General features: G+C 37.6%; 13 protein-coding genes. 6 read left to right on the top strand and 7 right to left on the bottom strand.

Translation table 11 applies throughout. The annotated features are described in order from the left end of the window. Positions 1-103: 103 nt before the first annotated feature. From M3225_RS23170 to M3225_RS23160, 3 genes are all read right to left on the bottom strand, one after another. On the bottom strand, positions 104-1036 hold the full coding sequence (locus tag M3225_RS23170; RefSeq protein ID WP_251398133.1) for an ABC transporter ATP-binding protein: 933 nt from the start codon (positions 1034-1036) through the stop codon (positions 104-106). A gap of 161 nt (positions 1037-1197) precedes the next feature. Further along, positions 1198-1722 (bottom strand): ABC transporter permease, encoded by a 525-nt coding sequence (locus M3225_RS23165; RefSeq protein WP_251398131.1) that lies wholly within the window; start codon positions 1720-1722, stop codon positions 1198-1200. 36 nt (positions 1723-1758) lie between these two features. Beyond that, positions 1759-2973 carry a DUF418 domain-containing protein gene (locus tag M3225_RS23160; protein ID WP_251398129.1) on the bottom strand — a complete coding sequence of 405 codons (1215 nt, stop codon included), beginning with the start codon at positions 2971-2973 and terminating at the stop codon, positions 1759-1761. 170 nt (positions 2974-3143) lie between these two features. Between M3225_RS23160 and M3225_RS23155 the strand changes: the two genes are divergently transcribed. The 6 genes from M3225_RS23155 (at position 3144) to M3225_RS23130 (ending at position 9068) form a co-directional block, all read left to right on the top strand. Beyond that, entirely contained in the window at positions 3144-3869 is a 726-nt protein-coding gene (locus M3225_RS23155; protein WP_251398127.1) for a response regulator transcription factor, read from the top strand. After that, positions 3866-5620, top strand: coding sequence for a sensor histidine kinase (locus M3225_RS23150; protein ID WP_251398124.1), 1755 nt, complete (start codon positions 3866-3868; stop codon positions 5618-5620). The genes M3225_RS23155 and M3225_RS23150 overlap by 4 nt, the downstream gene beginning before the upstream one ends. 42 nt (positions 5621-5662) lie before the next feature. Then, the gene (locus M3225_RS23145) at positions 5663-6394 is read left to right on the top strand and encodes a response regulator transcription factor (RefSeq protein ID WP_285885936.1); all 732 of its coding nucleotides are present in this window, start codon (positions 5663-5665) and stop codon (positions 6392-6394) included. 3 nt (positions 6395-6397) lie between these two features. Then, on the top strand, positions 6398-7744 hold the full coding sequence (locus M3225_RS23140) for a HAMP domain-containing sensor histidine kinase (protein ID WP_251398118.1): 1347 nt from the start codon (positions 6398-6400) through the stop codon (positions 7742-7744). A 72-nt stretch (positions 7745-7816) separates the two neighbouring features. Further along, a complete protein-coding gene (locus tag M3225_RS23135; protein WP_251398115.1) occupies positions 7817-8392 on the top strand; it encodes a PepSY domain-containing protein in 576 nt (191 codons plus the stop codon). A 136-nt stretch (positions 8393-8528) separates the two neighbouring features. Further along, positions 8529-9068, top strand: coding sequence for a PepSY domain-containing protein (locus tag M3225_RS23130; protein ID WP_251398112.1), 540 nt, complete (start codon positions 8529-8531; stop codon positions 9066-9068). A 36-nt stretch (positions 9069-9104) separates the two neighbouring features. Here the strand turns inward: M3225_RS23130 and M3225_RS23125 are convergent, their stop codons facing one another. From M3225_RS23125 to M3225_RS23110, 4 genes are all read right to left on the bottom strand, one after another. Further along, positions 9105-10382: a DUF445 domain-containing protein gene (locus M3225_RS23125; RefSeq protein WP_251398109.1), complete on the bottom strand. Its 1278-nt coding sequence runs from the start codon at positions 10380-10382 to the stop codon at positions 9105-9107. A 127-nt stretch (positions 10383-10509) separates the two neighbouring features. Next, positions 10510-11865, bottom strand: coding sequence for an amino acid permease (locus M3225_RS23120; RefSeq protein ID WP_251398106.1), 1356 nt, complete (start codon positions 11863-11865; stop codon positions 10510-10512). Between the two features lie 224 nt (positions 11866-12089). Further along, complete coding sequence (locus M3225_RS23115) at positions 12090-12740, bottom strand: amino acid ABC transporter permease (RefSeq protein ID WP_251398104.1); 651 nt, start codon at positions 12738-12740, stop codon at positions 12090-12092. 14 nt (positions 12741-12754) lie between these two features. Beyond that, a complete protein-coding gene (locus M3225_RS23110; RefSeq protein ID WP_251398101.1) occupies positions 12755-13393 on the bottom strand; it encodes an amino acid ABC transporter permease in 639 nt (212 codons plus the stop codon). Positions 13394-13400: the final 7 nt, after the last annotated feature.

Raw genomic sequence — 13400 nt, 5'->3', positions numbered from 1 at the left:
GCTTCCTAACTGGTATTTATAAATAACGTATTTTAATTTCTTACTTATTTTCTTAACTCTTGCTGATAAAAGGCCGAATAGTAAATCAATAGGCTTTCGCTCATCAACTTACTTGTGAGTGATCCACAACATTTTTTTGCAAAAAGATTTCTTCCAAAGAAGGTTCTTCTACGTGAACTTGATAAATGTCGATGCCGCATTGAATCAATTCGCGAATAATAAGAGGGATATTTCTTTCTTTTTGAAGCATCACTTTTGTGTACGTGTGATGGTATTCAACTTCGGGACTCAACGTACGGAAAAACTGTTGAATATATTCTTTGTGGCTGTTTGGATAAGGATCATGTTTGATAATCACCGTTTTTTTCGCTTGATATTGAAAGCGGAGCTCTTCCATTGTACCTTCTATTAAAATGACGCCATTTTTCATAATCGCTACACGTGTACAAATCTTCTCGACTTCATTTAAATTATGAGACGTCATAAAAATCGTCTTGCCTTGACCTTTAAGTTCTCTTATTAGTTCATGAATGTGAAGAGCAGATTCAACATCTACTCCAGAAGTTGGTTCATCTAAAAAGATAATATCTGGGTCTGTTACAATTGCTTGAGCAATTCCTAACTTCTTTTTCATTCCAAATGAAAAATTTCCAACTTTCTGATGCTCATGTCCTTCTAAGCCTACTTTCTTCAGTATATTACTACAGTGTTCATTGGAAAAGCGATGGCCGTTTATCTTTACAAAATAGCGCAGGTGATTGAGCGCTGTCATCTCATCGTAAAAGTTGGCATAGTCAGGAAGAACGCCTATTTTCTTCTGAAGCTCTAAATCAATATCACTCTGTCCCAGCAGCGTAAATTCTCCTGCTGAAGGAAATGAAACGCCGGTAAGCATATTAATAAATGTAGACTTTCCTGCTCCGTTTCTTCCTAAAAACCCGTAAATTTCTCCTTGTGGGACTTGTAAATTAATACTGTTAACAACTGTTTTAGATCCATACTTTTTAGTTAATTTACTTGTTTCAATGGCATACATGTTATACTTCTCTCCTTTTAAAACTCCAAAGTGCCGTACATAAACAAAATGCTGCAAAAATAAAGAGAACTGTTAGATAGCCTTTCTCCAGCTCTAAATAGTAGTAGGGTGTCACATACTTAAACCATGCAATATATTCTTTTGATGAAAACATGCTCCATTCACTCAGTACCGGTAAAACAAGCGATAAAATAAGCGATAAAAACATGGTATGAGTTGGATTTGGCATCAAAGCTGAAAGCATTAATACAAATGAAATCATACACACAGTGAATAGTAGACACTCTAAAAATATAAAAAAAGAAAAATGATGCGAAATAAACGCAATCAGTAGAAATGAAATAGAGATACAAACAAGCCAGAAACAACACCCCCCCCAAGAATTTCCCTAGTACAATACGTTCTCTTGATGTTTTTGTAACTAAAAACCTGGCTGTTCTTGCTTTAATTTCTTGATTAATAACATTATGAGAAAGACTTGAAATAAATAAAGGTCCAAACCCGAGAAGCATTAGCAAAATTCCCCCATTGGCTCCATCTTGAATCTGTGCACTTGTCAATTGACCTCCAAATTGACTAACTACATAAGCTATTCCATAGGAAGCACCGCATACTACTAAAATAACAATAATTGATTTAATACTTTTAAATAAGCTTTGAAACTCTTTTACACTAATGGCCCACATTTTGAAAATCTCCTTTATACATAAGTTTAATCCCGATCACCCAACAAAAGGATGATTCACTTCTGCCGGTAAAGCTTTTTTCTCTTTTGGCTTTCCACTCCAAGAAAAATTTGTCCACATGCGCAGTAGCTTTTCCACCGGTCCAGTTTTAAATTTTTGCACGTACATATAACTGCCGATAAGCTGAATTCCGTAAATACCTATGCAGACAAAAATTCCTGCAATCATGCCGAGCTTTCCGAAATAACCTAATCCATAGCCATAAAAAATCGTCGTGCATATAACCGTTTGCATTAAATAATTGCTAAGTGATATTCTTCCTACGCTTTCAAAAGCCTTCATCAAAAATGACTGTTCACATTTCGCATATAGCCAAGCAAATCCTGCAATATAACCAAGAGATAGGAGACTTCCCCCTAACATATTTGTAGAGCCAGCCCAATTAGCATCTGGCCACACGTACATAGTTCCTTTTAACAGTAAGCTCAGTGGAATCAGTGCGGCCGCCCAGTGGCCATACTGTTTTTGATTAGCTGAAACATCGTAAAACCACTTTTTCTTCCCTGCGTACATACCAAATAAAAACAAAGCGCCCATTATAAATGGTGTAAACAAGAAGGCAAAAGCAAATTTATATCCCGCCATATTCATCGGGTCAACATTGTTGCGGTAATCTTTAATTTGTTCATAAGTTCCACTTCCATACACATGAATCGTATCTTTTACATATGTCGTAAGCGTTTGTTTATCACTAAGAAGATACATGTTATCGTTTAATGAACCGTACCCAGCTGCTCCTGTAAGAATCAGCAAAATCGATGCCCACACCAACAGTGTTTTGGCTTTACGGTTTAAAAAGAAAAGTAATAAAAATACCCCCATCATTCCGTAAAACGTAAGAATATCTCCTTCCCATAAAAACACGCCATGCAGTATGCCAAACCCTAGAAGCAGAAGAAAGCGGCGAAAGAAATGCCTTTTTACTCCTAGCTGCCTTCTTTCTAAGCTTTCTTTCATCTTTACCATTGAATAGCCAAATAAAAAAGTAAAAATGGGCATAAAGCTTTCTTCTACCGCGACTTTTAAAAAGGTATAGGCTGCTGAATCACTTGGTGATAGCGAAAAAAGATGAATCATATCCTTTCCGTAAATGCCATATTGAAAAATCAGCATATTCGCTAGTAAAATACCAAACAAGCTAAACCCTCTCATACTATCAATTACTTTAACCCGCCTAAAATCATTACTCATCCTTTTAACTCCTTTACTACGTGTCTGTACATTTAGTATATGAAATGAAGTTTTCAGGAAAATAACCGGGAGATTATCTTTTCCTTAACATTTTCCAATTTTGTTAATCTTTTTGTAATGTTCTTATGCTAAAATCGAATACGTATGAAATGAAACAGAGGTGGTTTATATTGGAAGGTGCGTCTATATTGCTAGTTGATGATGAAATTGCCATCGTCAAAATGCTGGAGACAGTATTAAAAAAAGAAGGATTCAACCAAATTTATAGAGCTCACACCGCTCAAGAAGCGCTAAATGTTTTAAACAATCAAACGATTGATATTATTTTATTGGACGTAATGCTTCCTGATCAAAGCGGGTTTGATATCTGTCCTAAAATTCGCGAGCTCTCAAACGCGTATATTTTATTCATTACAGCTAAAGTATCTGACTTAGATGTGCTAACGGGGTTTGCTATGGGCGGAGACGACTACGTAACCAAACCGTTTAATCCTTTAGAGATTGCGGCACGAATTAAAGCACGACTGCGCAGAAAGCAAACGCTGACCGAAAAAAACCCTGTAAAAATGGAATCACAGCCTTCTAATCGCTATGAGTTTGATCGTTTTATCTTAGATGAATCTGCTGGAGAACTCATTGTGGACGGTCAAGCGGTTCCTTGCCCCGCACAAGTGTTTTTGCTGCTTCTTCACTTTTGCAAAAATATGAATATTGTTCTTTCTAAATCACAGCTGCTTGAAGCGGTCTGGGGATATAACCAGTTTGTAGACGACAATACGGTAACCGTGCATATTCGAAGAATTCGAGAACGAATTGAAGATAATCCTAGCAACCCAAAACATTTAGTTACTGTACGAGGTCTTGGATATAAATTAGTGAACGGAAAAGCACTATGAAATCAATTAAAAGAAGATTGACCTTTCATTTTTCATTTCAGTTTATTGCGGTTATTGTATGTGTTTGCTGCGTTCTTTTTTGCGCTTTAATGTTTTTAGGCTATTACCTTACAAAGCAAGATATAAAAAGAGACTTGCCCTCTGGATCACTTAGCGTGTTAACCGCGGACATAACAGTTGAAGATGGAAAAGCAACCGTTTCAGACGATTTAGCAAAACAACTTAAAAAGGAAGGACTATGGTATCAAGTACTGAACAAGCATGGAAAAGTAATTGGAGAAATTAACTCACCAAAAGACTTACCCCACCAATACGGCATTTCAGAATTATTAGAAATGGATAAAAATAAAAAATTTAGAGGCTATAATGTAGTAACAGAACTTGATACCTTTTTGACTACACCTACTTATTATATTTTGGGCTATAAAAGTGATTTAAAAGAACAGCTATATGCTTTGTATGCTAAATATAATAAAGAAAGTGTGCCTCAAAAAAGAGATATCTCTCTTATCAAAAAGGCATTAAAAGAAAAAGATGCTTCGCTTCAAATTTTAAATGATAAAGGTGATATCTTAGCTTCGATTAGAATGCCCAAAGAAAAAACACGTTACGACCCTTTAGAAATTATTTCCCGAAAAATTGAACAAGATAAATATGATTCAATGGCTACTGTATTCCATGACTCAAAGAAGAAAATTTCATGGGTTTTTTACACTCCTAACAATCACCAGATTCTAACTGATGAATCTATTATTCGAAAAGCCTGGATTATCTCAATCATCGTGGCTGTTTCTGTTCTTTTAGCCACCATCGCTTTCTCCATCTGGAACGCTTTTCGCTATGGCGGGCCCTTACTTCTCTTCACCAGCTGGCTCGGGCGAATGGGAAGCGGGAATTATTCAGAAGTGCTAACAGAAAAAGAGCGGAAACGCGTCTTTCGGAAGAATGGAAAAGTACGTTTTCAATATCGCTTGTACTCAGAAGTAATCAAAGCCTTTTATGAGATGGCGGAGCAGCTTAGTTTAGCTGAAAAAGAACGAAAGCAGCTAGAATCCACTCGTGAAGAATGGATGACGGGGATATCACATGATTTGCGGACACCTCTTTCGACGATTCATGGATATGGCCATATGCTTGAAAGCGGCCATTACAATTGGAACGAAGAAGAGTTAAAAGAAATTGGCCAAACGCTGCGTGATAAAAGTGAATACATGGTGGAGCTTGTAGAAGATTTTTCATTGGCCTTTAAGCTTAAAAATAATGTGGTTGTCTTAGAAACAAAAAGAGTGGACGTGCATCGATTACTTCAGCATATTGTTTTAAAATTCGTTAACGATAGAACCATTGAAGATGTTCATTTCTCTTATATGCCCGTTCATCTCCAACCTTTTATTCAAGCTGATCCACGCTGGTTTGAACGAATGCTTGATAATTTAATTTTTAATGCTATTAAGCATAACCCTGAGAACACCACTATTACAATTTCGACTGCAATAAAAAATGACCACGTCTTGATTACGATTCAAGATGATGGGATTGGAATGGATGAAGACACGCAGAAAAATTTATTTGACCGCTATTACCGCGGCACAAATACAACAGAAAAAACAGAGGGTGCTGGACTTGGCATGAGCATCGCAAAAGCTATTTGTGAACTTCATAAAGGCCATATCGAAGTAAGATCTACTCTTCACGAAGGCACTGCCATTATCTTGCACCTTCCTCTTTCAGCAGATCAACAGCCGGACTAACCTCCGGCTGTTTTTATACACCCCGACCCTCTCCGTGCTATAATGTACGCAACTATACATAGACACAAGGGGGAATTTTTGTTGAGTAAAGGCAAGATTTTAATTGTAGAAGATGAGCGCAAAATTGCTCGTTTAATTCAGCTAGAGCTTGAACATGAAGGGTACGAAACGGGCATGGCTTATACAGGAACAGAAGGATTGGGAAAGTTTCAAGAACACGATTGGGATTTGCTGCTTTTAGATGTGATGCTTCCTGAATTAAGCGGGCTTGAAGTACTGCGTCGCATTCGAGCAAATGATGATCAAACGCCCGTTATCTTATTAACGGCTCGAGACGCCCTTCCTGATAAGGTAAGTGGACTAGATTTAGGAGCGAACGACTACATTACAAAGCCTTTTCAAATTGAAGAACTTTTTGCTCGCATTCGCGTATGGCTTCGCCATCCTGCATCAACATCGCCTGCTGAACAAGAAACGTCCACTCTGCAACTAGGCAATTTAGTTGTTAACGAAAAAACACGAGAAGTCACGCGCGAAAATGAAGCTATTGAGCTGACTCCTAAAGAATATGATTTGCTTGTTTATATGCTTCAAAACAAAAATCAAGTGCTGAGCTTTGAACAGCTTCTTACAAACGTATGGGGATTTGATTATTATGGAGACACAAATATTGTATACGTATACATTCGTTATTTACGTAAAAAGATTGATGCTCCATTTTCAACTCCTTACATTCAAACAGTGCGCGGCGTTGGCTATATGCTTAAGGAGTAGCTTATGAAACTACAAACAAAGATTATCCTTACATCAACTGCGCTGCTTTTTATTCTGCTAGTGATTGCAAACAGTTCGATTTACTTTATTTTCAAGAAGACAATGGAAGACAATGCGATTGAGCGTTTGCAAGCGGAAACAAGCAACGTAACGAATGGGTTAAAACAAACGAGTACGACGGTTAAACAAGCCAATTTGCTTCGTGCCTATTTGCCTCCTAACGGAATGATTCGTATTTTACCTAAATCCGGCAGTCCTTTAGTTGTATCGGTTACTGATCAAACGAAAGAGCTTGAAGACTTACCTTATTCCTATTATTCAAATGAACAAACAACCATCAAAGAAGATGACGGCCATCTATACGCAATCTCACATACTCCCGTCATTTGGACGAGCGGTGAAGTCGTTTCTTTGGAAGTCACGGAACAACTCGCAGACGTGGAGCAATCTCTGCAGACATTAAAATTTATCTTGCTCATCGCCTCTCTTGTTATATTAATTCCAACCATATTTGCTGGGCGGCTTTTAAGTAAAATTATTTTGCGGCCTATCAAATCTCTTATTCAAACTATGGAAGAAATTCAAGTGTCCCGCACGTTCAAAAAAATCGAACGATCGTCTTCTTCTAAAGATGAGTTAGATCAAATGGCCAATACCTTCAATAATATGATGGATTTATTAGAGGAAAACTATAAAAAGCAAGAACAGTTCGTATCGGATGCTTCTCATGAATTAAAAACACCCCTTACCGTGGTAGAAAGCTATGCCAATATGCTAAAACGCTGGGGAATGAAGCGGCCAGATATTTTAGAAGAAGCCATCGAAGCCATTCACTCTGAGTCTTTGCGCATGAAACAGCTTACGTCTCAAATGCTTGTGCTCGCGAAAGATGAATCGCAGTGGGAACTTCAAATGGAACCCGTAGATGCGGCGGCCGTCTGTACACAAACAATCAAGCATCTAGAACAAGCCTTTGAACGAACCATTTATTTAAATGTAAAAACTGATCACCCAATCGTAACAGCCGATGAAAAACGGTTAAAGCAGCTGTTGTACATTCTCTTAGATAATGCCATTAAATATAGTGAAAGAGCTGTAGAAGTAATCATAACAAGAAACGAAAGCTTTATGATTACCGTCACAGATCAAGGAATTGGTATTCCAAAAGAAGACTTGTCAAACGTGTACGAACGTTTTTTTCGCGTAGATAAAGCAAGAAATCGAGAAACCGGTGGTTCTGGACTCGGGTTATCCATTGCTCGAAAGATTGTAGAAGCCCATAACGGGCGTATTGAGATTAGCAGCCAAGAAGGAAAAGGGACATCAGTAACGGTTTGCTTTCCTCTTTGATTTCTCACCTTTTCTTAGAGATTTTTAAGAATTGACTGTTATACTACTTTTCATGATACTGGAGGTGAATGTATGAAGAAAACGGTGCTTTTTATACTTATCTTTCTTGCTGTTGGTTCAGCTTGCTTTTACGGAATAGCAAAAGCAGTGAATCGGCCTGATACAATTTTATCCGAATCTGACGTCAGCCGTATGATTCAGCAGAAATATGGCGGTACTATTGAAAATGCAAGCTTTTCTCAAAAAGATGATGAACCGATTTATCGAATCACTTTGCTTAAAGATGATATTCCATACCACATCACAGTAAATGGAGAAAATGGAGAAGTTCAGTCATTAATCAAACAAAAAGTAGAGAAACAAACATCTACTCAGACTAAAAATAATACAGAAGAAGAGCAAAAAAAGAGGAAGCAACCACCAGTTTCTCCTACATCCGACGAGCCTCTCATTTCAATGGAACAAGCAAGAGATATTGCTTTACAAAAAGTAAAAGGAACATTTTCCTCAGTTGAAATAGAAGAGGAAGAAGGCCAAACCTTCTACGAAGTCGAAATTGATCAGTCTAAAACAAGAGAAGCTAAAGTGATGATAAATGCTTACTCTGGACATGTAGATTCCATCACCTATGAAAATGACGATGATTAAAAGGTACAGCGGAAAGCTGTGCTTTTTTCTTATCCACTTTTATTTATTTCTAAGAAAATTTTAAACTTCTTCTTCTTTTCCTTTAAAGTTCATTGGCTAAGATAGTCTTAACAACAAATCGAGGAGGCCATAACATATGAAAGTTATTACAACCGTTTTAGCCAGTGTAGTATTAGTCGGTGGATTAGGTGCAAGCGCATATGCCATGACAGATCAGTCTAAAAGCAATGACAAGACGCAAACAACGATCGAAGAAGCAAAGGCAAAAGACATCGCCCTTCAAAAAACAGACGGCGGTGACATTACACATATCCAATTAGCCGTAGATGACGGCGTTAAGCAATATGAAATAGAGATCACAAAAGGTAATAAAGAATATGATGTAGACATTGACAGCAGCAGCGGTAAAATTATTGAATTTGATGAAGAGCAAAAAGACGATGATGATGATGAGAAAGAAGAAAAGCTTCAAAACGCTTCCCCTGCTATTCCATTAGATCAAGCAATCAAAACAGCTTTAAAAAGTGCTAAAGGAACCGTTGATGAAACGGATCTACACCAAGAAAACAACCGTTTAGTATACGAAATTGAAATTGACACAGTCGATAAACGTGAAGCAACTGTTTCAGTAGATGCCCAAAATGGCAACGTAATCAGTGTAGAAATAGATGATTAATAAAAAAAGCACGCTCCTTTTGGAGCGTGCTTTTTCTTATACTGCTAATTTAATAACCGTTAACAAAATACCGATCAAAAATCCACATAGAGCTCCGTTCACTCGAATCCACTGCAAATCTTTTCCGACATTGTTTTCCATCATATCCACAAGTGTTTCATCATCTAATTTGTCTAAGTTTTCTTGAACCAGCTGTCCAATTTTCGAATGATTATCGTCTACAAAGCTCATGATTTGCTTTTGAATAGCAGTATCAATTGCTTCTTGACGCTGTGCATCCGCTTCAAGAGCATTCAGCCAGCCTTCTACGTAAGGAACGGCGTAGCTTTTCATAAATTCAGGGCTTTCAATGAATGCCGTCATTTTCGTTTTCATTTTATCGGCGATTTCTGTTAATTTATTCGTTACATTTAATTCATTAATTGATTTCTGTTTCCATGCTTCTAATTTTTCAAGAAGCTCTTCATTCTGCTCCAAGCATTGCAGCTCTTTTCTAATTCCATTTACCAAAGCAAGACGATATTCATCATCTTCATTACGAAGACGTCCTGTAATGGAAAGCAATAAATTTTGCAAAATAGACCCTAGCTTCTCTTCGTTAATCATGCTTTGAAATGATTTGAGAGCAAATTGTAAAATACCATCAAGTTCAATATTGTCCAGCGCATTTTTAGCAATACTTCCAAGCTGATATTGTGTCTCTTCTTTTTTAATCCAGCTCTCTCCTTTATTTAAAAGAACATCGAGCGCTTTTTCATCATACTGATTTTTGACCACTTCTCCGACAATCGAATGTACAATAGGTTTTAACTCTATTGCTGAAAGCGATGATTTGAGCTCTTTTTCAATAATAGGAACTACTTTAGCTGTATCCACACGATTAATCGCATCAACAAGCAGTGCTGTTCCTTTTTTTTGAATAGTTTCCGAATGAACACCTTTTCGAACAATCGGAAGCAAACGTTTTGTAAACGCAATTCTTTTCACTTTTTCTTGAATACTTTCCTTTGACAGCCAGTCATTTTCAAGCGTTGAGACTAACCCTCTTGTAATACGCTTCCTGTTTTTAGGAAGCAGCGCAGTATGTGGAATAGGAATGCCTAAAGGGTGACGAAAAAGAGCCGTAACGGCAAACCAATCCGCTAATCCACCGACTAATCCAGCTTCGAATCCACCTTGAAGCAACCGACCCCAAATTGAATCACCAAAAGGCATTGTGGCAACGAAGCCCACTCCCATAATCGCCAAAGAAATCGTGGCTAAGTGCTTTGATTTCTTCTTTGGGTTTGTTGTTAATACATTATTTGATTCCATTGTAGTCCTCATCCTTTATTTATTTAACTAAACATTTCATCTAGAAATATGTAACGTGATGCAGAAATTTCCACAAAAAAAGAAAGACAAGCTTTTACCCTCGTCTTTCTAGTATATTGCCTTTTTGCTATACTTCAAACTTTTTTTCTTTTCGACTTTTATTAATAAATGAAAAAATAAGGAGTACGACTAAGATAACCGCACATACGCTTGATCCAATCACATTGTTTTTATTAAACATAAACGATACAAAAATAACAAGCAGTGCTGCTGTTGCAAAGAGCGTTGTATAAGGGAACCACTTTAATGCGAAAAATGGCTTTTCTTTATACCCTTTACGGAGCTTTAATTGAGCTAAACAAATGCTCACCCAAATGAGAATAATCGTGAAGCCAGGAATAGTCATTAAATAACTAATTACATTATCTGGTGTTTTATAGGCTAAAAACACACCCATTAAAATACAAACAGCTGTAATCATCAAACCATTAATCGGAATACCGTTTTTCGAAACTTTTAAGAAGCGCTTTGATGCTTCTCCGCTTTGAGCCATAGCATAGAGCGTACGCGAAGTTGCATACATCCCTGAATTCGCTGCTGATAAAACGGCCGTCAATAAAACGAAGTTCATAATATGAGCCGCACCCGGCAGTCCGGTGATACTAAACACTTGCACAAACGGACTGTCTTGCCCTGATACAGAATTCCAAGGCATAAGGCCGCAAATAATTAAAATAGGCAAAATATAAAAGCCAATTACTCGCCATACTGTGCCTTTGATCACTTTCGGTAGCACATTTTTTACATTTTTTGTTTCCGTTACGGCCACACCAATTAGTTCAGCTCCACCATAAGAGAACATCACAATTAAAAAGGCACTCAGCACACCGCTCATGCCGTGAGGGAAAAATCCTCCATGAGCCGTATAGTTTGCCCAAGGGTTTTGCACATCGCTTGGAATCACACCGAATAAAATGAAAGCTCCCAAGATGATAAAAGCGGTAAGAGCAATTACTTTAATACCGGCAAACCAAAACTCAATTTCTCCGTAATATTTCACTTGAAATAAATTCATTCCTACAATCAACACTGCACAGAGAAAGCTTAAGAGCCAAAGAGGTACAGAAGGGAACCAAAACTTCAAAAAGCTTCCTCCCGCAAGCAGTTCAACAACTGTCACGACAATCCAGTTCACCCAGTAAAGCCATCCTACAATAAAAGAAGTTTGCGTACCGAATGCCTTATGCACTAAATTTTGTACATTCATATTCGGATAGACAATTGCCATCTCCGCCAATGCTGTCATTACAATAAATAAGATAAGGCCGCCAAATAAATACGCAAGTACAACACTTGGTCCTGCAATACCCAGCGTATCAGCGCTACCTTTAAAAATGCCTGTCCCAATCATACCGGCAAGTGCAATGAGCTGCACATGACGAGGCAACAGACCTTTTTTTAAATTTTGATCCTGTTTTTCCATGATGCCCGTCCCTTCTGTTCATTTTACGTGTTAGTTTAACCAAATCACCTCTTGCTCAAAAACCCCTACCGGATATTCAGTAGGGGTTGGGCCAACACTGTTTTTTCTTCTCTATGATGAATGAAAATGATCTGATTTAACTACTATTACTTTAGTCATTTTATGCGTTGAATCAATACATTGTCAATGTTATTTATTTTCCAAAAATAAAGTCAAAAGAGCCTCTATACCCTTTTGACTTCTAATTTTCGTGCAATGATTGATAAAGCATAATTCACAATAAAATACATCATGGCGATGATCAAAAACATCGGTACCACGTAACTTTGTTTCTGCCCGTAAATAATTTGAGCGTTATGGAGCAAATCGGGAAGTGCGATGACCACTGCAAGCGATGTATCTTTTAATAATGAAATGAATTGACTAACCAAAGGAGGCACCATTCGTCGCAAAGCTTGTGGCAGCACAACGAAACGAAGCGTTTGATAATAGTTTAAGCCTGATGAACGTGCCGCTTCAATTTGTCCTTTTTCAATTGATTTTAATCCGCTTCGGATAATCTCTGAAATCATAGCAGATTCAAATACAGTGAGGGCCACAATAGCTGCTGACGTAATTTCCATATCAATTCCGATCTCAGGTAAAGCAAAGTATGTAAAAAAGATGATTAAAAGCAGCGGCAAATTCCGGATAATTTCTACGATAAAAGCAAGCACATGAGACAGAACTGGAATACGAGCATACCTTAAAATACCAACTATACTTCCAATAATAAAACTTAATACAATCGAAATGAATGCTACTTTTAAAGTGACCCAAAAACCTTCCATTAAGAAGGAAAGATGATCAAGAGAATAAGCACCCATAAAATCCATCACTTTCACTCCTTTCAGCTTGTTTTACCAAGACGTTTCTCAAGATAACCAACTCCTAAACTTAACGGAACGGTTAAAACTAAATAAAACAAGGCCACAAAAATATACACATCGAACACTACATAAGTTTGAGAGGACACAAGATCTGCCTGATACATTAAATCAAAACCAGCAACAATCCCTAACACAGATGAGTTTTTTACTAAATTAATAAATTGATTCCCAAGAGGAGGAATGACGATTTTAATGGCTTGAGGTAATATAATAAACCGCATCGCCTGACCGTACGTAAGGCCAGATGAACGAGCCGCTTCAAGCTGCCCTTTTGGAACAGCCATAATTCCTGCTCGTATAGCTTCGGCGATAAAAGCTGCCGTATAAATGGTTAGTCCCAGCACCCCAGCCGCTGTACCGCTGATTCCTGCTACAATAAAAATAAAAAAGACAATAACCACAAGTGGAATATTTCGAATGAACTCTACATAGACAGTACCAATTGCATTGACTACTTTGAGCGGTGCTATTCTCATCACCGCAATCACAGTACCAAGTACAAAACTGGCTATTAAAGCGATTAGACTCGCAATAATAGTGTACTTAAAACCCTCTAAATAAAGGTCAATATTGTTCGTCAGAATTGAAAAATCCAACAATTTTCTT

The organism is Priestia aryabhattai (genome assembly GCF_023715685.1).
GTDB classification, from domain to species: domain Bacteria; phylum Bacillota; class Bacilli; order Bacillales; family Bacillaceae_H; genus Priestia; species Priestia aryabhattai_B.
The sequence above is the reverse complement of the archived record's forward strand: the minus strand, read 5'-3'. Positions and strand labels throughout refer to the sequence as shown.

Coding starts and splice junctions, on each gene's coding strand:
- M3225_RS23170 (WP_251398133.1), bottom strand. CDS start 1,036: ATGTATGCCATTGAAACAAGTAAATTAACTAAAAAGTATGGATCTAAA.
- M3225_RS23165 (WP_251398131.1), bottom strand. CDS start 1,722: ATGTGGGCCATTAGTGTAAAAGAGTTTCAAAGCTTATTTAAAAGTATT.
- M3225_RS23160 (WP_251398129.1), bottom strand. CDS start 2,973: ATGAGTAATGATTTTAGGCGGGTTAAAGTAATTGATAGTATGAGAGGG.
- M3225_RS23150 (WP_251398124.1), top strand. CDS start 3,866: ATGAAATCAATTAAAAGAAGATTGACCTTTCATTTTTCATTTCAGTTT.
- M3225_RS23145 (WP_285885936.1), top strand. CDS start 5,663: ATGTACGCAACTATACATAGACACAAGGGGGAATTTTTGTTGAGTAAA.
- M3225_RS23140 (WP_251398118.1), top strand. CDS start 6,398: ATGAAACTACAAACAAAGATTATCCTTACATCAACTGCGCTGCTTTTT.
- M3225_RS23135 (WP_251398115.1), top strand. CDS start 7,817: ATGAAGAAAACGGTGCTTTTTATACTTATCTTTCTTGCTGTTGGTTCA.
- M3225_RS23130 (WP_251398112.1), top strand. CDS start 8,529: ATGAAAGTTATTACAACCGTTTTAGCCAGTGTAGTATTAGTCGGTGGA.
- M3225_RS23125 (WP_251398109.1), bottom strand. CDS start 10,382: ATGGAATCAAATAATGTATTAACAACAAACCCAAAGAAGAAATCAAAG.
- M3225_RS23120 (WP_251398106.1), bottom strand. CDS start 11,865: ATGGAAAAACAGGATCAAAATTTAAAAAAAGGTCTGTTGCCTCGTCAT.
- M3225_RS23115 (WP_251398104.1), bottom strand. CDS start 12,740: ATGGATTTTATGGGTGCTTATTCTCTTGATCATCTTTCCTTCTTAATG.